The organism is Shewanella goraebulensis (genome assembly GCF_030252245.1).
In the GTDB taxonomy this organism is placed as follows: Bacteria; Pseudomonadota; Gammaproteobacteria; order Enterobacterales; family Shewanellaceae; genus Shewanella; species Shewanella goraebulensis.
Window position 1 is genome coordinate 2,482,094 of the sequence record NZ_CP126972.1, and the last position, 20,662, is coordinate 2,502,755.

At 38.3% G+C, this 20,662-nt stretch carries 14 protein-coding genes and 2 tRNA genes; 13 read left to right on the forward strand and 3 right to left on the reverse strand.

The features are described 5' to 3' along the window. Positions 1 to 343 precede the first annotated feature (343 nt). Positions 344 to 544: a CPXCG motif-containing cysteine-rich protein gene (locus tag QPX86_RS10435; protein ID WP_220754440.1), complete on the forward strand. Its 201-nt coding sequence runs from the start codon at positions 344 to 346 to the stop codon at positions 542 to 544. A gap of 38 nt (positions 545 to 582) precedes the next feature. Here QPX86_RS10435 and QPX86_RS10440 read toward each other — a convergent pair whose 3' ends face one another. Beyond that, complete coding sequence (locus QPX86_RS10440) at positions 583 to 1,203, reverse strand: riboflavin synthase subunit alpha (protein WP_220754441.1); 621 nt, start codon at positions 1,201 to 1,203, stop codon at positions 583 to 585. Positions 1,204 to 1,233: 30 nt separating this feature from the next. Here QPX86_RS10440 and QPX86_RS10445 point away from each other — a divergent pair, with 30 nt between their 5' ends. From QPX86_RS10445 to QPX86_RS10455, 3 genes are all read left to right on the forward strand, one after another. Continuing rightward, positions 1,234 to 2,604: an MATE family efflux transporter gene (locus QPX86_RS10445; protein ID WP_220754442.1), complete on the forward strand. Its 1,371-nt coding sequence runs from the start codon at positions 1,234 to 1,236 to the stop codon at positions 2,602 to 2,604. Positions 2,605 to 2,811: 207 nt separating this feature from the next. Further along, positions 2,812 to 2,888: transfer RNA gene (locus tag QPX86_RS10450), tRNA-Val, on the forward strand. Between the two features lie 25 nt (positions 2,889 to 2,913). Further along, positions 2,914 to 2,990, forward strand: a tRNA-Val gene (locus QPX86_RS10455). A 171-nt stretch (positions 2,991 to 3,161) separates the two neighbouring features. Here QPX86_RS10455 and galE read toward each other — a convergent pair. Beyond that, positions 3,162 to 4,190 (reverse strand): UDP-glucose 4-epimerase GalE, encoded by a 1,029-nt coding sequence (galE, locus tag QPX86_RS10460; RefSeq protein ID WP_285162587.1) that lies wholly within the window; start codon positions 4,188 to 4,190, stop codon positions 3,162 to 3,164. 459 nt (positions 4,191 to 4,649) lie between these two features. Here galE and QPX86_RS10465 point away from each other — a divergent pair, with 459 nt between their 5' ends. From QPX86_RS10465 to QPX86_RS10475, 3 genes are all read left to right on the forward strand, one after another. Then, positions 4,650 to 5,846, forward strand: coding sequence for an efflux RND transporter periplasmic adaptor subunit (locus QPX86_RS10465; protein ID WP_220754444.1), 1,197 nt, complete (start codon positions 4,650 to 4,652; stop codon positions 5,844 to 5,846). Positions 5,847 to 5,849: 3 nt separating this feature from the next. Next, positions 5,850 to 9,056 carry an efflux RND transporter permease subunit gene (locus QPX86_RS10470; protein WP_285162588.1) on the forward strand — a complete coding sequence of 1,069 codons (3,207 nt, stop codon included), beginning with the start codon at positions 5,850 to 5,852 and terminating at the stop codon, positions 9,054 to 9,056. A 348-nt stretch (positions 9,057 to 9,404) separates the two neighbouring features. After that, positions 9,405 to 10,703, forward strand: a complete 1,299-nt coding sequence (locus QPX86_RS10475; RefSeq protein WP_285162589.1) for an alkaline phosphatase family protein — start codon at positions 9,405 to 9,407, stop codon at positions 10,701 to 10,703. A gap of 178 nt (positions 10,704 to 10,881) precedes the next feature. Here the strand turns inward: QPX86_RS10475 and QPX86_RS10480 are convergent, their stop codons facing one another. Continuing rightward, positions 10,882 to 11,130 (reverse strand): YdcH family protein, encoded by a 249-nt coding sequence (locus QPX86_RS10480; RefSeq protein WP_220754447.1) that lies wholly within the window; start codon positions 11,128 to 11,130, stop codon positions 10,882 to 10,884. 315 nt (positions 11,131 to 11,445) lie between these two features. On the opposite strand from QPX86_RS10480, the gene QPX86_RS10485 reads away from it, so the two are divergent. From QPX86_RS10485 to cybH, 6 genes are all read left to right on the forward strand, one after another. Continuing rightward, complete coding sequence (locus QPX86_RS10485) at positions 11,446 to 12,309, forward strand: hypothetical protein (RefSeq protein ID WP_285162590.1); 864 nt, start codon at positions 11,446 to 11,448, stop codon at positions 12,307 to 12,309. Positions 12,310 to 12,451: 142 nt separating this feature from the next. Then, positions 12,452 to 14,185 (forward strand): alkaline phosphatase family protein, encoded by a 1,734-nt coding sequence (locus QPX86_RS10490; RefSeq protein ID WP_285162591.1) that lies wholly within the window; start codon positions 12,452 to 12,454, stop codon positions 14,183 to 14,185. A 233-nt stretch (positions 14,186 to 14,418) separates the two neighbouring features. Next, positions 14,419 to 16,653: a multiheme c-type cytochrome gene (locus QPX86_RS10495; protein WP_285162592.1), complete on the forward strand. Its 2,235-nt coding sequence runs from the start codon at positions 14,419 to 14,421 to the stop codon at positions 16,651 to 16,653. A 470-nt stretch (positions 16,654 to 17,123) separates the two neighbouring features. Beyond that, positions 17,124 to 18,260 carry a nickel-dependent hydrogenase small subunit gene (gene hyaA, locus QPX86_RS10500; RefSeq protein WP_285162593.1) on the forward strand — a complete coding sequence of 379 codons (1,137 nt, stop codon included), beginning with the start codon at positions 17,124 to 17,126 and terminating at the stop codon, positions 18,258 to 18,260. Between the two features lie 3 nt (positions 18,261 to 18,263). Then, complete coding sequence (hyaB, locus tag QPX86_RS10505; RefSeq protein ID WP_220754451.1) at positions 18,264 to 19,967, forward strand: nickel-dependent hydrogenase large subunit; 1,704 nt, start codon at positions 18,264 to 18,266, stop codon at positions 19,965 to 19,967. A 29-nt stretch (positions 19,968 to 19,996) separates the two neighbouring features. Then, positions 19,997 to 20,662: a Ni/Fe-hydrogenase, b-type cytochrome subunit gene (gene cybH, locus QPX86_RS10510; RefSeq protein WP_285162594.1), complete on the forward strand. Its 666-nt coding sequence runs from the start codon at positions 19,997 to 19,999 to the stop codon at positions 20,660 to 20,662.

A 20,662-nucleotide genomic window follows, 5' to 3' on the forward strand; every position in this document is an offset into this window, starting at 1 on the left:
TAGGGCCACTTGGTAATAAATAATAAATAAAAGAAATGCCACCGAACTACAGACATTACAGGAGTCTGAGCTGATAGTGGCATGAACTCGCATTGTATGTGAAAAGGCCTTTTGCAAGCAAGAGATGTACATATCTAAATCAGATTTAACTGCACATAATTGGTTTATTTAAGCCATTGATAACCATAAAACAGTTAAAAGGCAGTTTGATTGAGCTTAAATATCAAATACAGATGTTCTTTGACACCGACAAGACTCAACTATAATCACTAATGTGATTAAAAAGACCCGTAACAAAATAATGGATTAAGGCTGTGATTAAACTATTTATAAGGAGTTATATATGAATTTAGTTAGCCGCGTTATTAGTTGTCCCCATTGCGGACATAATCAGCATGTGCACATTGATACAAGCTTGGGCGATCAAGAATATTATGATGATTGCCGAATTTGTTGCAATTCAATCCACATGAGATTACAAGTCAATGACTCTAATAGAACTATTCAATTGTTTATAGACTCAGATAACGAGCAGCTGTATTAACTGCTCGTTTCATGAACAAAGGTAATTTTTGAATTAGATTAGTTATTGTTGAGCATTTTTTTTGCTAGAACACGTTCAACAGTATCAACAATAACTTGAGTTTGACTATCAATTTCTATATTGATTTTATCACCAACTTTGCTGTCACTTAAGTTGGTTAGTTTAAGTGTCTCTGGAATAAGGTGAAGCATAAATCTGTCATCATTAATTTCACCAACAGTTAAGCTGCAGCCATTGACACCGACAAAACCTTTATAAAAAATATAATCCATCCATTTGGTTGGAATACTCAGTGTTAAATTATAATGGCTATCTGTTTCACTCACTTCAACTACTGTCGCCATAGCGTGAACGTGGCCTGATAAAATGTGGCCACCAATTTCTTTTCCAAAAGTTAATGAGCGTTCTATATTGACTTTGTTACCTAGCTCAACAAAATTTAAATTTGTGACCTCTAACGTCTCTTCCATTACGTCGAAATAAACACTATTATTCGCAAGTTTAGTGACAGTTAAACATACGCCATTATTTGCAACACTTGCACCGGTTTCTAAACCTTGTTGCAGCTCTTCTGGAATTTTGACTTCAAATGTTTTTAAACCGCTTTGCTCTTTAATCGAAACCACTTCACATGTGGCTTGCACGATACCAGTAAACATATTTTCACTCGTTAGTTAAAAGGTTTTCTAATGAATCACACAGGCTTTCAAGCCAAAAAATTAATTCAACTGGCGCTGCCAGTATTAATAGCACAAGTTACTCAGACCATGATGGGGTTTATTGATACCGTCATGGCTGGCCGTGTCAGTGCTGTAGATATGGCTGCAGTTGCCATTGGCACCAGTCTATGGTTACCAGCTTTACTATTTGTTCAAGGGCTTATTCTCGCATTTACACCAGTATTTGCCCACCACCATGGTGCGAATAATCCCAAGGCTATCCAACCATTAATGTCTCAAGCTTTTTATATTGCCATAATTGGCAGTGTTGGTGTTTTGCTTTTCCTCTCATTTGCTAAAACAATATTTGCAATGATGGAACTTGATCCAGAATTAGCAGATTTAAGCGCGGGCTATTTACATGGCTTTATGTGGGGCGTTCCTGCATTTATTTTATATCAAATATTACGTGGTTGCTCGGAAGGAATTTCTTATACGATGCCAACGATGATAATTGGTTTCGTTGGTTTAGCTGTCAATATCCCTGCCAATTATATCTTTATATATGGTCACTTTGGTGTACCAGCGATGGGCGGTGCTGGTTGTGGTATAGCAACTGCTTTAGTATTTTGGGCAATGTTGATGGCTATGATGATTTATATGCAGTTTCACCAAAAGTTTAAAGAAATTGCCCCTTTCAGTAGGTTAAATAGACCTAATTTGAAAACCATTTGGGAAATGATCAAGCATGGTATGCCGATTGCGCTAGCTTTATTCTTTGAAGTTAGCTTATTTGCCGTCATTGCACTTTTGTTAGCGCCTCTTGGGGCAAATGTGGTCGCGGGACATCAAATTGCACTTAACTTTTCATCAATCGTATTCATGCTACCTTTATCAATTGGTATCGCAGTTTCAATACGTGTGGGATATTACTTAGGGCAAGACAAGTTAGAAGTCAGTAATTTAGTCACTAAAATTGGTTTGTTTATCGCATTTTCTCTTGCTGTAGTAACCGCCATCATTACGGTACTATTTAAAACTCAGATCGCATTGCTTTATAACAATAACCCTGAAGTAGTCGCATTAGCGGGGAGCTTGATGTTCTTAGCAGCTTTATATCAGCTATCTGATTCTATTCAAGTCGTTGCAGCTGGTGCATTACGTGGCTATAAAGATACCCAAAGTGCTTTTTACATTACCCTAGTCTCTTACTGGGCAATAGGCATGACCCTAGGCTATACCCTTGCCCGTACTGACCTAATTGTGCCAGCAATGGGAGCGCATGGTTTTTGGGTAGGCTTGATTGCTGGTTTAACAAGTGCTGCAATATTATTTGCTTTAAGGTTGCGCTACATACAAACATCAGGGAAATTAAAAGCGGTTATTTCGGATAACAGCTAAGTTTTATTTTGCCCCTTGTTCAGTCTAGAGTTACTTACTACGGCATATAAGCTACGAATAATTAAGCTTATATGCTGTAATTAACTTCAAACTGAACAGCAAATCACCACTCAATCGATTTTTTGTTATTTTTACTTGCATCAATCACCGTATACCGTAATATATCGCTCGTTCCAAAGATTACATGATATGTTTTCTTAAAACGATACAACTGTAGCTCAGCTGGTTAGAGCACCACCTTGACATGGTGGGGGTCGGTGGTTCGAATCCACTCAGTTGTACCATCTCCTTTGAGAATGATTAAAATATACAACTGTAGCTCAGTTGGTTAGAGCACTACCTTGACATGGTAGGGGTCGGTGGTTCGAATCCACTCAGTTGTACCAAATCATTCTTAACAATAAACCAGCTGAAGCTGGTTTTTTTGTGTCTAAATTTCAACAAGCAGCTCACTATATAAGTACTCCAAGTGTATTTTAAATAGTAGCTGTAAGTCTTAAAACAAAAAAGCGAAACTTATCTTAGAATCGCTTTTACTTTACTGAATTAATGCTCAATTACTTTTCTTCATAACCATTAGGGTTAGTTGACTGCCAACGCCATGTGTCTTCCATCATTTGTTCTAGCGTCCGACTCGCCTGCCAGTTAAGCTCTTTATTGGCTTTTTGAGCATTAGCCCAAAATGCGGGTAAGTCGCCTGCTCTACGCGGACTGACCTCATATGGGATTTTCTTATCTACGGCTTGCTCGAATGCTGTCACGATTTCAAACACAGATACGCCATTCCCCGTACCTAAATTAAACGCTTCAACGCCAGTAAATTGGTTGTTGGCGTTTAACCAATTCATTGCAGCAACATGCCCCTCAGCTAAATCCATAACATGTAAGTAATCACGCTCACAGGTACCATCTTTAGTTGGGTAATCTGAACCGAAAATACTCAGTTTTTCACGTTTACCCACCATGACTTGGGCGACATAAGGCAATAAGTTATTTGGGATGCCTTTAGGGGATTCACCAATTCGGCCACTTTCGTGAGCACCAATAGGGTTGAAATAACGCAGTGACACACCTCTAAATGATGGATTAGATGCTGCAGTATCAGCCATGATCCTTTCAACCATGACTTTTGTTGCGCCATAAGGGCTAGATGGCGTACCTAATTTCATAGATTCAACATACGGCACATCATTCTCTTCACCATAAACAGTGGCTGATGAACTGAATATAAAGTCATTGACTTGATACTCGGCCATTACTTCCAGTAAGCATACTGAACCGTGAACATTGTTCTGGTAGTACTCTAAAGGAATTTGTGCTGACTCTCCTACTGCCTTGAGAGCAGCGAAATGAATAACGGTATCAATATTATGCGCTTTAAAAACTGAAGATAGCTGTTGTTTATTTCGAATGTCGCCTTCGACAAACACAACTGATTTACCCGTTAAGGCTTCTACTCTTTTAATAGATTCAATGTTTGAGTTAAATAAATTATCAAAAACAACGACGTCACTGTTATTTTCTAATAACGATAAAACGGTATGAGAACCAATATACCCAGCCCCACCTGTCACTAAAACATTCATCTTTTTTCCCTGTTAACAAACACAACTTGAGTGCTGTAAATTATCTAAGCCTATGGAGTTATTACAATAATACTTTCTGATGGTTCTAATGCATACCTTTAACCTAATAAAAAACTAGTTTTAACTGCTTTATCTTTAAAAAACTATCACCGATTCAGAAACTCACAGATTAAAACTTTGGCACAATAAAATAACAAACTTATGTCATTTTGCGCTGCATATATAAAAGCATAACTTCTTTATTAGGGAGTAATACTTACAGAAAGCACACATAAAGCAAAGTTAAGCTACTGTTTTATTAATTATTTTCAACTAGCTTACAAACTTTACAAATCAGACACATTAAATTACACATTGAAACAGTAAGGGTTTAACAAACTCTGTAACATGGCCGTATAATAATATTAACTAATTTATCATAGGCAAAGCCTGTGATTAGCTTCAACAAGAGGAAGTGTCGTGGCTACTGCAAAGCAAATTATTCTACCTATAGGCATCATAGGTGTTGGCGTACTTGTTACTGGTCTTTTGGTTTCAATGCAAAAGCCACCAGAAGAAAAACCGCCTGTAGATAATACCCCTTTAGTTTCAGTTGAAACCATTAACTACAAACCCATGAAGTTTACTGTCAGTTCCTACGGTGTCGTCAACGCTAAATACCACACTGAGCTAGTAGCACAAGTCAGCGGTGAAATCACCTACCTTTCAGATGCATTTGTCAAAGGTGGCTTCATTAAAAAAGGAGACATACTAGCAAGGATAGACCCAAGTGATTACGAATCTGCTCTGTTAGATGCACAAGCAAATTTGGCTTCCGCTAAGGCAACGTTAGTCCAAGAAAAAGCTAATGCACAAGTTGCTGAGCGAGAATGGGCTGAAATAACCGACAGTAAACCAAGTGACTTAAGTCTACGCAAACCACAACTTGCACAAGAGATTGCCAAACTTAAAAGTGCTGAAGCCGGATTACTACGAGCGCAACGTAATCTTGAACGAGCCATCATCAAGGCGCCTTATGATGCATTAATTGGTAGCCGTAATATTGGTCTAGGCGCATACGTCAGTAACGGGTCGCCAATTGGTTTGGTATATAACACTGATAAAGCTGAAGTACGGTTACCACTAGCTGACAAGGAAATGCAATATTTAGATCGCAAAGGTGCCAATGCAAAAGTAACCTTAGTAGGTAACTTCGCAGGTGAAAAACAAGAATGGATTGGCACCATAGTGCGTAGCGAAGGTGTTATCGACAGTAAAAGCCGTATGACTTACCTTGTGGCTGAAATCGATGATCCTTATGGACTTAAAAAAGATCACAAAGAATTACGTTATGGCACTTACGTAACCGCACATATTGGTGGGACCCATGCAGGTCAAGTAGCAGTCGTACCTCGTCACCTTATTGTTAATGGTTTAGTCGCCACAATGGATGAAGAAAAAAAGCTACGTTATTTACCCGTTAATATCATCAGACAAGATGGCAGCAATGTGATTATTTCAAGCGGTTTAGAAAATGGTATGAATATCATTACTTCAGCACTGGACTACCCCGTTGAAGGCATGAGCGTTGCTTTACCAGAGGACAAAATATTGCAAAAAGAGCCTAAAGTAGGTGTAGATTCTGACACAGCTATAGCCATGGAAGACAAGGAATAATTCATGGAAGATACTAATAAAGGCTTAATTGCATGGTTTGCGCGCAACAGTGTTGCCGCAAATCTATTAATGATCATCATTTTACTGGGTGGTTTACTCACAGCTAACACCATACGTAAGCAATTCTTCCCCGCAGTAGAAATTAACTGGATTGAATTCAGTGCCGTCTATCCTGGCGCCGCTCCACAGGAAGTCGAAGAAGGTATTACGGTAAAAATTGAACAAGCTTTAGAAACGGTTCAAGGTTTACAGCGGGTAATTACTTATTCAAATCGAAATCAGGCAAATGGTTATTTCCGTATTGAAGATTCATACGACCCTCAAGTCGTACTTGATGAAGTTAAATCTGAAATTGGTTCTGTTTCGACGTTTCCTGCTGGAATGGAGTTTCCAAAGGTCGAGCGCATTAAAATTCGTCAAGAAGTGATGTATTTGAGTTTGTACGGTGATTTATCTCAACGACAACTGAAAGATCTTGGTGAAAAAATTCATAAAGAAATCATGCAACTTCCCAATGTTAATATCGCCGATTTTTATGGCGGATTAAATTACGAAATTAGCGTTGAAGTCAGTAAAGATAGATTAAGAGAATTCGGACTTAACTTTAATGATGTTGCAGAAGCTGTTCGCGGCTACTCACGCAATATGTCAGCAGGCCAAATTAAAGCAGAGAATGGTTACATTAATTTGCGGGTTGAAAACCAAGCTTACGTTGGCTATGAGTTTGAAGATTTACCGTTACTTACGTTAGACGACGGGACAAATTTACTATTAGGTGATGTTGCAACTGTTAATGATGGTTTTGAAGAAGGCATTCAATACTCAAAATTCAACGGCCAAAATGCAGTAACATTTTTTGTTGGTGCGGCCAAAAACCAAAGTATCACCGACGTTGCTGACACCATGAAAGAGTATATTGCCAAGAAGCAAGCACTACTCCCAGAAGGGGTAACGTTAGAGCCTTGGGTTGATATGACCTATTACCTTGAAGGCCGTTTAGACCTCATGCTAGATAGTATGAAAACCGGTGCTGTATTAGTATTTTTCATGCTCGCATTATTTTTGCGCGTGAGGTTAGCGTTTTGGGTAATGATGGGGCTTCCTGTTTGTTTCCTCGGTACCCTACTCTTTATGCCTATGGCATTTATTGATGTGACAATTAACGTCATCAGCTTATTTGCGTTTATTTTGGTACTAGGTATTGTCGTTGATGATGCAATTGTTATGGGGGAAAGCGCCCATACAGAATGCCAAGAAAATGGTCAAAATATTGATAGTGTTATTCGTGGCGTTAAACGAGTTGCCATGCCTGCGACGTTTGGTGTTTTGACCACTATAGCCGCATTTTTACCAATCACCTTAGATGACGGTCCTTCTTCGGCATTTGGTCAAGCTATTGGGTTTGTGGTTATTTTATGTCTGCTATTTTCATTAGTAGAATCAAAATTGATTTTGCCTTCTCATTTAGCCCATATGAATAAACCAAAGGTTGTCCAACCTGGTTCTAAGAATCCATTAGATTGGCTACGTAATGGGGTTAATTTTATTCAAGGAAAAATTGAAAAAAATCTAACTTGGTTTATTGGCAATATTTACAAACCAAGCTTGACCCTTGCCGTTAAATATCGCTACGCCGTGATTTCTACTTTCATCATGCTTATCGTTATTTGTGCAGCTTTATACATCAGTGGATTGGTTCGTTTTATCGGCCAGCCTAAAATTCCACATGATTTCCCACGTATCAGTCTTGAAATGAATGTTGATGCTGCAGAAACAGCTACACTTGATGCCGCTCATGCTATTGAAAAGGCATTAAAAGATGTTGAGGCGCAGTTAGAAGATAAATACGGACAAGGAATGATTGCTGAACTTCAGGTTGAGCTTCAAGGTCGAACTCGCGCTGAAGTGAGAACTAAACTGGTTGATCCTGAATTAAGACCAATTAACACCTTTGAAGTTGCAGAAATGTGGCGTCAAGCTATGCCAAAAATTCCAGGGGTTAAGTCTTTTGAAGTCCAAGACAGTTTATTTGGTGGCGGTCGTGATGATGGTGACATTAGCTTTAGATTAGAAGGAAATGATGATGCACAGTTAATTGCAGCGTCACAAGCCTTAAAAGAGAAGCTAAATACCCTTAAAGGCGTTAGCGATGTCAATGATAGCCGTCAATCATCGGCTAAAGAAGTGCAATTTAATTTAAAACCTTTAGCTCATAGTTTAGGGCTAACCCTTGCCAATATAGCTTCTCAGGTAGGTAATAGCTTTTACGGGCTTGAAGCTCAACGCATAATCCGTAATGGTGAAGAGATAAAAGTCATGCTTCGATACCCAGAGGAGCAGCGTAATTCAATTGCACTTGTACAAGAGGTCTTAATCAAGACTCCGCAAGGCGCTGAATTACCTTTATCTGAGGTTGCTAATATCGAAGTGGTTCAAGGTGTGAACAGCATCCGCCGTGAAAACGGTAACCGTACTATTAATGTATGGGCATCTGTTGATGCCGAGCAAGCAGAGCCTTTCAAACTTGCTAAAGATATTCGTGATAACTTTATGCCAGAGTTATTGACTAAGTATCCACGAGTAAAAAGTGAAGTTTCAGGTAATATTCAAGAGCAGTTAGACAGCGCAGACACACAACTACGAGACTTTATCATTTCAATGTTGGTCATATACAGCCTGCTAGCTATACCGCTTAAATCATACATCCAACCATTTATGATCATGTCGGTTATTCCGTTTGGTGTAATTGGCTCAATGCTAGGTCATATTATTTTAGGCATCGATTTAAGTGCCCTATCTGTGTTCGGTATAATTGCAGCTGCTGGTGTGGTGGTTAATGACTCTTTAGTTATGGTGGATTATGTCAATAACTCCCGTAAGCGTGGTGTACCGTTAAACGAAGCTGTTATTAATGCAGGTTGCCGTCGATTCAGAGCTATCATGTTAACTTCGTTAACCACATTTATTGGTTTAATGCCAATTATGACTGAAACCAGTATGCAAGCGCAGATGGTTATACCAATGGCTGTATCATTAGCGTTTGGTGTTCTGTTTGCCACTGTCGTAACTTTATGCCTAATCCCTTGCTTATATATTGCAATTGAAGATATGCGCAAAATAGTCCGTAGTATTTGGAGAATGTATGTCCCAGAAACTAAGGAAGAGTTACAGGCAGGCATAACTACACAAACGCCACATAGTATGAACTAAGCTAATTTCAAATCAGTTTATACAGTTAGTTTCAAAGTAATTGATAACACAAAAAGCGAAACGAAAGTTTCGCTTTTTTATTGTCTGAATATATTGAATGCCTTGATGCTGTTACTGTAAACAGTACTTAAGAAGTTTACTTATTCGGCTATTTGATTAGGTTATCCTAAGAATGTCATAAACAAAGGCTATTATGGCAAACTAATAAATATATTCAGCTACTATCTAAACAAGTTAACGAATCAGACTACATAATCGAATTTCTTATTTTTTAGCTTTTATTAGTTACTTGTATTTATCAATTATTTTTTACCCATTACCTTAAACACTAATGCAAAGGGAACCATCGTGTTCAGAAATAACAAGCTCACAAGATTACTATTAGCTACAAGTGGACTCCTTTTTTCTTTATCCATTTTTGCAGGGAGCAAGCCACCAACTCAAACTCAAAAAGATGATGTTCAACCAATCCAGCAATATGTATTACTGGTATCTATCGATGGTTATCATCACAATTACAATGAGTTACATTCGCCAAAGAACATCAATCAATTTGCAGATAAAGCTGCGACAGTAAAGTCCTTCATCCCTTCTTTTCCTACAGTCACATTTCCCAATCATTTAACTTTAGTGACTGGTCTTTATCCAGCAAATCACGGGATTATTTCTAATCGCTTTTATAACCCAGTGCTAGAACGTGAGTATGCTATGAATATTCATGATGCAGTTACAGACGGACAGTTTTATCAAGGTACACCGTTATGGTCTTTAGCACGCCAACAAGGTTTGAAATCGGCCACCTACTTTTGGCCGGGCTCAGAAGCAGAAATAGCCGGTTTTAGACCAAACTACTGGTTAAAATATGATGGTAGAACACCAAACGAAGAGCGAGTACAGCAGGTTATTGATTGGTTTAATTTACCTGTAGATGAGCGACCACAGTTTGTTACTTTGTATTTTTCTGATGTAGATAGTGCTGGCCATCACCACGGTCCTGAAGCACAGCAAACTTACGATGCTGTTCAATATATAGATATAATGATTGGGGACCTGCTAACGGGTTTAGATGCCCTACCATTTGATGTCAATGTCATTATCACGTCAGATCATGGCATGGCTAAAGTTGATGAATTTGATCGAATCTATACCGATAAACTTATTGCGGATAATGAACAGCTCATTGAAAAATTCACTTTCAATAACGACGCTGCATTTTCCTTAGTTACCGCAACAGGTAAAAACAAAACAGCCGATTTATTAGCACTCAAGCTATTAGTTGATAAAGTTGATGGCCTCGAGTTTTACTTACAAAAAGATATTCCTGCACATTTGCACTTTACTAATAACCCATCTATTGGTGATGCCATTATCATCAGTAATAATCACTATATAACGAGTAGTGATGCAAAACCTGGGGTAATTGGTAAACATGGCTATGACCCGAGAGTTATAACAGATATGAACACTGTGTTATATGCTCAAGGGCCAGCATTTAAAAACAACGTCATGGTAGAAAAAGTCGAAAACATTCACCTTTACCCACTAATTGCTAAAATTTTAGGCTTAACCATAACTGAAAAAATTGACGGCGACTTAACAGTACTAAGTCCTCTGCTAAGTCCACAATTCACTGACAAGTCATCTTAATTATAGATATGATTAGCTTATTATTAGCAATTTAATAACTAATCATTCTAAAGCTTGCCTACCAAAAGAAAGGAAAATTCTTCACTTTTTTTGCTAAGTTTGGTATTAAAAAAAGCCAGAAGAACATATTGTCTTCTGGCTTTTTTTGTCACAATCTAAGGTGGCTATTTGATAAGGGTTACGAATTTTCCGAAGCCATAATCTTATGGTATAGCTTGTCTTTCATATCAACACGGTGTTGCTTCAAATCATGTATTGATTCATCGGATATTGGAGAATCTTTCAATTCTAGTTCGCGAATTTGTTGATCTAACTTATCATATTGTTTCAACACTTCCGCAAACTCTGCATCGCTGTTATTCAGGGATGTAATTGTATCTAAGTGATCTGGGAATTCATTTCTAAGAGAGTGATTTTCACCTAACATAAAAGCCTCTTTTTTGTTGATTAATCAGTAATACACGAATAAAAACAAATCTGTTTAAGTAGCAATCGAAAGCTTATATAAAATGTAGATCAACCAAATTAAAATTCAAGCACTTTTTTACTTCACAAGCCAGTTAGAAGCGCGCAATTGAAATAGATAACTTGCAGAGAGTTCGTAGCGACGTTTCAAATCAAACATATGTCTAAATCATAAAGAAAAATCAGGTCGATTTTTATAAAACTTGCATATAAACCAAAGAATCACTGTAAAATAGTTAACTTATCTCTTTTAGCTAATACTTCAATTGGTCTTAATATGTTGCCTATCGAACAATCTCCTTTCAATAAAGTTACCATTATAGGTAACGCAAATGGCGACTGGGCAGCGGCTAAACACGGTTATACCATTATCTTCAATGGTACTGTGGCTACTGGTAACCAAATAATTAATGTGTGTAATGGACCTTATGCGGGATCAACTGAAGATTTTGTTGTTACAGGTGAACACAGCCAATGGTTAACTAAACAATTATCGCGTGTCGCAAAAGAGCTTGAAACAAAGCTCCAATGCTGGCCTTCGTCAGGCCTAGTGTGCTTTGTATTATTCAGCCAATTAGGTATCGAACTGTCTCTGTCAAGAATGTCTTTGCTGCCAAGCTTAAATAGAGGCAGTGCGCTATCAGAGTCAGAACATTTACCTTGTGTCGTTCATAATTGGCTAGGCGAACGCAGAATAGCAATTGAGTATCACTTGAATGCTAAAGACATAAATATTAAAGGCAACATTAACCAAGCAAATTGGCCCGAGTTACTTCTTTTAGAAGAGACTGAAACTTATAAACCAAGTCCAGTAGAAAGCCAAGAACAAGTAAAATTACTGACTTCGATAAATAATGGTGATGAAGACCCCTTTACACAAATTATGCATTTGTCTGAGCAAAATCACAAAACGAAATCAGGGATACTAAACTTAGGTTTATTAAGTCAGCTACCACTATCAATTTGGTTAAAATATTTGTCTCAGCAAAAGTTACTTGTTATCGAGCAACTGTTTTTTAATCAATCTCCTGAAACATCGAGAGGCTTTTGGTACCTATCGGATAATGAAGCTTCGGCGTATTTAGATCCAATACGATTAAAATTAGCCTTGTGTCAGCAGCATTTACTTGGCTATAACTAACCGTTTCTATTTAATTCTTTAAGTAGGTTAAAAAATAAAGCTACCTATCAACACCAAAGCCTTATTTATCATTACTGTATTCTCTGCTAAAACTATCGTTACAAGGAATTGTGGTTACAACCTATTTTAAAAGGAAAATTTAATGAAATGGCTGCCAAATTTGTCACTAGTAACACTCACAACCATTAGCGCATTCTCTATTAGCACATCTATAAATTTCGCTTATGCTGAACAACCTAAGTTAATTGTTCAGATAACGGTTGATCAACTTCGTGGAGATTTACTATCTCGTTATCAACAACACTTTTCTGAAGAAGGTTTTGGTTATTTGATCAATGAAGGTATCTATTACAAAGAAGCTCATCATCAACATGCCATTACAGAAACCGTAGTTGGGCATACCACATTAGCAACAGGTGCTCATCCTTCTGCTCACGGTATGGTGAGTAACTTATGGTTTGATAAACAACTCCAACAACCTATTTATAATGTGCAAGATAAAGCTCATCCTCTATTAAGCGCTAATGCTGCTGTAGATACTAAAAATGAAATTGATCCAACACAGAAAGCCAGTAAGGTTGAAGGACGTTCGCCAAAAAATATTATGGCAACCACATTCAGTGATGAACTAACCGCAAGTAATAATGGCCAATCTAAAGTTTTTGCTGTTTCAGTTAAAGACCGAGGTGCTATTACACTCGCAGGTCACACTGGTAAAGCTTTTTGGTTTTCAAAGTCTGCTGGCGAATTTGTTAGTAGTGATTATTACTTTGACCAATATCCTCAATGGGTAACAAATTGGAATAAACAAAATCCAATTTCACAGTACGCCGATACTCAATGGGCATTATCTAAAAACAAAGATCAATATATATTTGGCGACAATAATCCCCATGACTGGAAAACAAAGTTACCAGGTTATGGTGTTACCTTCCCCCACAATTTTGGCCCTAGTGATAACCCTTACTTCAGTACATTTTTAACAGTCAGCCCCATTGGTGATGAAATGACGGCTAATTTTGCTAAACAAATTATTATTGAAAATAAACTAGGTCATCGCCAAGTCAATTCAAGCAAACAACACAGTAACTCTGTAACTGATTATCTATCAATAAGTTTTTCATCAACTGATTATGTCGGTCACATTTTTGGTCCCTCAAGCCTCGAAGCTGAAGAAAACTTATTAAGACTTGATCGCACTTTAGCTTCGCTATTCGAATATATTGATAATAAAGTCGGTTTGGATAACACATTAATAGTATTGTCTGCAGATCATGGCGCACCTGAAGCGCCTGGATATTTAACTCAATTTGGCATAAAAGCTGAACATTTTGATTTATCCTCCCTTGAAACAAATGAAGATATTCAATCACTTAAATCAAAATGGAATATTAAAGGTGACTTGTTTGCCAATGCTTGGCAGCCATATATCAATTTAGACCATGATAAATTGGCTAAACAAAAGGTATCTTTAGCACTAGCATCTAACGAAGTAGCACAAGTACTAAATAGTGTTGCAGGCATTCACCGTGCCTACAGTTTTGACGATCTTTTAAACGGTAATGTACCTAAAGATGAAATAACTCAAAAGGTTCAAAATAGCTTTTACCCAAGTCGCTCTGGTGATATATATTTAGTATTTGAACCTAATGTGTTTGTTGCAGATTTTGACGGATTAAACGTAGCATCTGTTCACGGTTCGCCTTGGCGATATGACACCCATGTTCCTATCATTTTTGCAGGCTTTGGACTTAAGCCGCAAGTAATCAATAGACCTGTAGCCACTGTTGATTTAGCGCCGACCTTAAGCGCGATTGTTAATATCAACGCCCCTTCCAGTGCTGCTGGTTACCCATTAAAGGAAGTGATTAAATAACAATCTAGCTATAATTTTTCTTTTAACATGCTTCTGACTACTTCATTAAACGGCTGAATTTATTCAGCCGTTTTCGTACTTAATAAGTATTGGCCACAGTACTCATTAGGAAAGCAGTAAATTTTTACTGTTGATATACCCTTCATTTTTTTCAAATAGACACATCTTAAGTGTTGGATAATTGTTAATTAGACCTTAGACTGGAGTTAACTAATTAAAAATGCAGTTTTAATATGAAATTCAATCAGCTAGTTACCATTATTTGTATAACCATGCTTTCTTTTTGTTATCACAAAAGGGCTTACTCTGCTGATTATGTCGGTGTCGAACAATGTGTAGACTGCCACCAGCAAGAGTATAACGATTGGAAAACTTCACACCACAACATGTCTATGAGGCATGCCTCTGTAGAATCAGTTTTAGGTGACTTTAACAACGCAACATTGGCTGTAAACGAACAAACCCATCGTTTCTTCAAAAAAGGAACCGATTATTGGGTCAATACTAAAGGACCTGATGGAAAGTTTCATGACTATCAAATCAGTTATACCTTCGGTTACGAGCCTTTACAGCAGTATATGGTCAAATTCCCTGACGGACGTGTGCAACTTATCCCACTTGCATGGGATAGTCGTGATAAGTCAAAAGGAGGTCAAGTTTGGTTTCACCTCTACCCTTATATGGAAGTCCATGATGAATTTTTTTGGACCAATAATGGCCAAAATTGGAATTATATGTGTGCTGATTGTCATTCCACAAACGTGAATAAAAACTATGACAGTAAAACAAATACCTATGATACGACTTGGTCTGAAATCAATGTCGCTTGTGAAGCTTGTCATGGGCCAGCAAGTGACCATATTAAGTGGTCAAAACAACCTATCGAACAAAACAGTAATATGGGGTTTAATCGTAATTTAGCACCCAAAGTTGGCTCTTGGGAATTTAATAAAGGTAAAAAGATACTTAAACCCAAGCAGTTATCAGACTCAGACCAATTGAACACTTGTGGTCAATGTCATAGCCGTAGAGCGCAACTAAATAATAATCATGACCATCTAAAATCCGATTTTTTTGATAAATACATGCTTAACGCCATCACTCCAGAATTGTATTATCCTGACGGCCAAATTTATGATGAAGTTTTTGTATTAGGATCATTCAAGCAGTCTAAGATGCACAAAGCTGGCGTCGTATGTACCGACTGTCATAATCCTCACAGTAATAAACTAGTAGCACCTAAAGAAGCTATTTGCTTTAAGTGTCATGTCCCTAATGAATATACTGCTGCTAAACATAGCCAACATCAAGAAGGCAGTGAAGCCTCGTTATGTGTCACTTGCCATATGCCCAAAACAACCTATATGGAAATAGACCCAAGAGCCGATCATAGCTTTCAAATACCAAGACCAGACATTAGCCAACAAATTGGTACACCAAATGTTTGTACAAGTTGCCACACCAAAGAAACCAATCAATGGGCTATTAATGCATTAGCAAAACAGTTTCCTAATTCTAGTTACCAACAAAGCGATCATTTCGCGATAGCATTTGCACAAGCTGGCGCTGGAATACCAATTAGTGGTGACTCGCTGTCTTACATTGCTCAAAATAGTCTCGAAGCTAATATTATTCGCGCTTCTGCTCTTTCAAGAATGGATAGATTTCCTGGTCAAAATGCCATGGTTGCAATAATGCGCGGGATAAAACATCAAGACCCTCAAATAAGAATAGGCGCTATAGCAGGTTCTGCTGCTTATCCATTTGAAGATCGCTGGCAAATTATCAGCCCATTATTACAAGATCCTGTTTTTGCCGTTAGAACAGAAACTGCAGGCGCATTAGTTATTAATTGGCAAAATATGAATGCTAACCAACAAGCATTGTTAACTCCTGCTTTAAATGAATACATCGAAATACAGCAGTTTAATTCTGATAGAGGTTTTGGGTTAATGAACCTCGCTAATATCCACCGTGCTAAAGGAGAAGTTAAGCTAGCCGAACTAACTTATTTAAAAGCGATAGAGATTGAACCCATTTTTGCCACTAGTTATGTGAATCTCGCTGATTTATATCGCCAACTTGGTGATGATGACAAATCACTAGTGCTGCTAAAGAAAGGAATTAAAAACCAACCTCAATCAGCAACATTACGTTATAGCGCAGGTTTAAACTTATATAGGCAGCAGCAACTTAAATATGCAATAGATTACTTCACTCAAGCAACTGAAATTGAAGCAACAAACGCGCAATATTGGTACGTTTTAGGTTTAGCCCAAGAAAAAATAAATGTTAGTAAAGCAATGGTATCTATATCGAAAGCCTACGATGTGGGCAGAAACCCACAACACCTTTATGCTTTATGTGAATTTAAAATTAAGTATCGAGACCCAACAACTCAAGCGTGTTTAGATAGACTCGCTAAAATTGTTCCACCGCAGGTTATCAAACAACTTACAGGTGGTTAAAGTCGAATTTAAAATTACAATTTATGCTATTAAAACTTTGCCCATAAACTTCTACTTCTATTGTAAGGGCAAAGTTATTTTATTGATTTGTTTGCAAGCTAACTTTTAACCACTGAAACTAAGCAAATTGTTTCCATTAAAATATTAACTAATCAAATTGGTTTTAGAATGCAGTTAAATCTATGGATACAGCTATTCAATAATCGCATTTCCAAAAAGTGCAATCAGCATTGCTAAATCTGCAATAAGCGACTGTTTATTATGACTTAGCGCAACAATTTCAAATAAATCACAAACATTTCATCGCTCACTAAATTAGCATTTTTTGATTAAAATCAAATCAACAATCATTGTTTCAAATAAAATCCAATCAAGTGTTTTAATATTGATTCAAATCAATATGACCCTTTTTTTAACTCTTTATATTGTGTTGACGCAGTTTAATCCTCCAACATGGAAAAGGTTAAAACATGGATACACATGCAGCTTTATATCAGCGGTGCAAAACCCGCTTAGAACAATTAAAACAAACAGCGCCTCGCCAAACCGTAACACTCGATGAAAAACTAAAAGAAAACGGTATTACGAGACGTGAATTTATGACTTGGAGCGCATCTGTTACCGCTCTACTTGCCCTACCACTCCCTTTTACAAGTTTAGTTTCCGAAGCCGCAGAGCTCGCAGATAGAGTCCCGCTAATTTGGTTACATATGGCCGAATGTACTGGTTGTTCTGAATCCCTTATACGTACCGACACTCCAAACCTTGATAGTTTGATATTTGATCATATTTCCTTGGAATATCATGAAACCTTGATGGCAGCATCAGGTTGGCAAGCAGAAGAAAATCTAGAACACGCGATGGAAGCTTATAAAGGTAACTATCTTTTAGCAGTTGAAGGCGCAATTCCAACAGCAAATAACGGTGCATTTTTAACGGTTGGTTGTAAAGGCCATACCGGGATGCATATTGTAAAAGAAGCTGCAGAAGGTGCTGCAGCAATCATCTCAGTGGGGACTTGTGCAGCATTCGGTGGCGTTCAAGCAGCAGCACCAAATCCTACAGGTGCAAAAGGCGTGCAAGATGTAATTAATAAGCCAGTCATTAATTTAGGTGGCTGCCCTCCAAGTGAAAAGAACATCGTCGGTACATTAATGTACTTCATCATGTTCGGTAAACTCCCAGCCTTAGATATGTTTAATAGACCTAAATGGGCATATGGCGCACGAGTACACGACAACTGTGAAAGACGTGGACGTTTTGATGCTGGTGAGTTTGTAGAAACATTTGGCGATCAAGGCGCAAAAGATGGTTACTGCCTTTATAAAGTAGGTTGCAAAGGTCCTTACACTTACAACAACTGTCCAACGGAACGTTTTAATCATCATACGAGTTGGCCAGTATTAGCGGGGCACGGGTGTATTGGCTGCTCAGAGCCGAACTTCTGGGATGATATGGCTGATTTTGAAAAACCATTAGGCAGACAATTATTACATGGGGTAGATGCTACAGCAGATACCATTGGTGCAGTCATACTCGGTGCGACTGTTGTTGGTATTGGTGCACATGCCGTTGCAAGTCTTTTTGCTAAGCCTTTAGAGGAATAACCCATGAACAAACGTGTCGTAATTGATCCTATTACTCGAATTGAAGGCCATCTGCGTGTTGAAGTCGAGGTTGATGAAAATAATGTCATTAAAAAGGCTTGGTCTTCTTCCACCCTTTGGCGTGGTATCGAAGTTATTTTAAAAGGCCGTACACCAATGGATGTCGGTTTAATCGTACAGCGAATTTGTGGTGTTTGTACCTACTCTCATTATCGCTGCGGTACTGAAGCTGTTGAAAACGCACTAGACGTTAAAATTCCACTTAATGCCAAGTATTTGCGTTCGTTAATGCAAACATCATTGTATATGCATGACCATATTGTTCATTTTTATCATTTACATGGATTAGATTGGGTAGATGTGGTTTCAGCGTTAAGTGCTGACCCAGCACTCGCTGCACAAGAAGCACTTAAGTACACAGCAAATCCTATTGCAGCTGGCGAAGGTGACTTACGCGCTGCGCAAGAGCGCGTTAAAGGCTTAGTCGATACCGGTAAATTAGGTCCATTTGCTAATGCCTATTGGGGAAATAGAACCTATAAATTTACCCCAGAGCAAAACCTAATTGCGTTATCTCATTACCTTAAAGCGCTTGAAGTTCAGCGTATTGCTGCCGAAATGCTTGCAATCTTTGGCGGTAAATCCCCTCACCCTCAGTCTTTAGTGGTCGGTGGTGTGACTTCCGTACGCGACATGCTTAGCCCTGCAAGGTTACAAGAATGGAAACAAAAGCACGCAATAGTTCAGGACTTTATTTTACGAGCTTACAAAGCCGATATTGTCATGGCAGCTGCCGCTTTTGGTACAGAACCTAGTGTGCTGGGTGGAGTCAATGTTAAAAACTTCATGGCGACCAATGATTTCGTATTAGCTGATGGACAATACATGTTCGATCAAGGCGTTATCATGAACGGTGATTTAGCCGGTGTTAGTGATATTGACCCTGACTCGATTAAAGAAGATGTCACCCATGCATGGTATGACGCTGATAAAGCTCAACATCCATATGAAGGTACGACCGTGCCAAACTATACCGGTTTTGTTGAACGCGATACGGTTTATGGCAAATTACCTACTGTTGATGGCGACGGCAAATATTCTTGGGTTAAATCCCCAAGATACAAAGATGAACCCGTCGAAGTTGGACCGCTTGCATCATTACTTGTGAGTTACGCCCGAGGTAACAAGGTCGTTGTTGATTCAGTGAATGGTTTACTTGAAGCAACTGGATTACCCATCGAGGCTTTATTTACTACATTGGGACGTACAGCAGCTCGCATGCTTCAAACGGTGATCGTTGCAGAAGAAGGATTAAAAACCTTTGATGCGATGCTAGTAAATATGCAATCAGATGAAAGCACCTATGTCACTCCAGAAATAGATTCCAGTAAAGATTATGTGGGGCACGCCATGATTGAAGCGCCACGAGGAATGTTAAGCCATTGGATTAGGATCAAAGGCGGTAAAATAGAAAATTACCAAGCTATTGTTCCTACCACATGGAATGCTGGACCTGTTGATGTCAATGGCAAAGTGGGACCGTATGAAGCCTCACTCATTGGTTTAGAGCTTGAAGATCCAAGTAAACCTCTTGAGGTCATTCGTATTATTCACTCTTTTGATCCTTGTATGGCTTGCGCCGTTCACGTCATGGATTACAAAGGTACCAGTTTAGGCGAGTTTAAAATCGATCCCAACGGATTTTAACTATTTAGCCAATCAAAGAGGAATTAATTATGACTCAGGTTGCTACCCACCATAGAGAATTGATTTTCTCGCCTGCTATCCGAATTTTTCACTGGATAAGGGCGTTATCAATTGTGGTGCTTATCGCTACTGGATTTTACATTTCTTGGCCATTTCTAGTGGCACCAGAATCATCTGATGTATTAGTACAAGGATGGATCCGATTTGCCCATATTATTTTTGGCTTTGCATTAACGAGTATCACCATTATCCGTTTTTACTTGTTTTTCTTTAGTAAAAGCTCGATAGAAAGGCGCTCGATGAAAGATGTAATGAGCATTAAAAGCTGGATTACCCAGATAAAGTCTTACATCTGGATGGGTCACCTAGATAAAGCTGGTGTATATGGTCCATTGCAGTTTGTTACATACGTGGCTATTTCATTTGTAGCCTTGTTTATGTGTATTACTGGATTAGTACTTTACGCCAATGTCTATCATGAAGGTTTGGGCGGAATAATTTGGGATGTTTCTGCGTGGTTTACCGCAATAATGGGTGGTTTAGCACAAGTGAGGATCTGGCACCATATCCTGACTTGGGTATTCATTGTGTTCATGGTAATCCACGTTTATATGGCCGTTTGGTCTGGTATTCGATTTAAACATAACTCAGTCGATTCAATCGTATCTGGCTATGACTACCACAAGGATCACTAA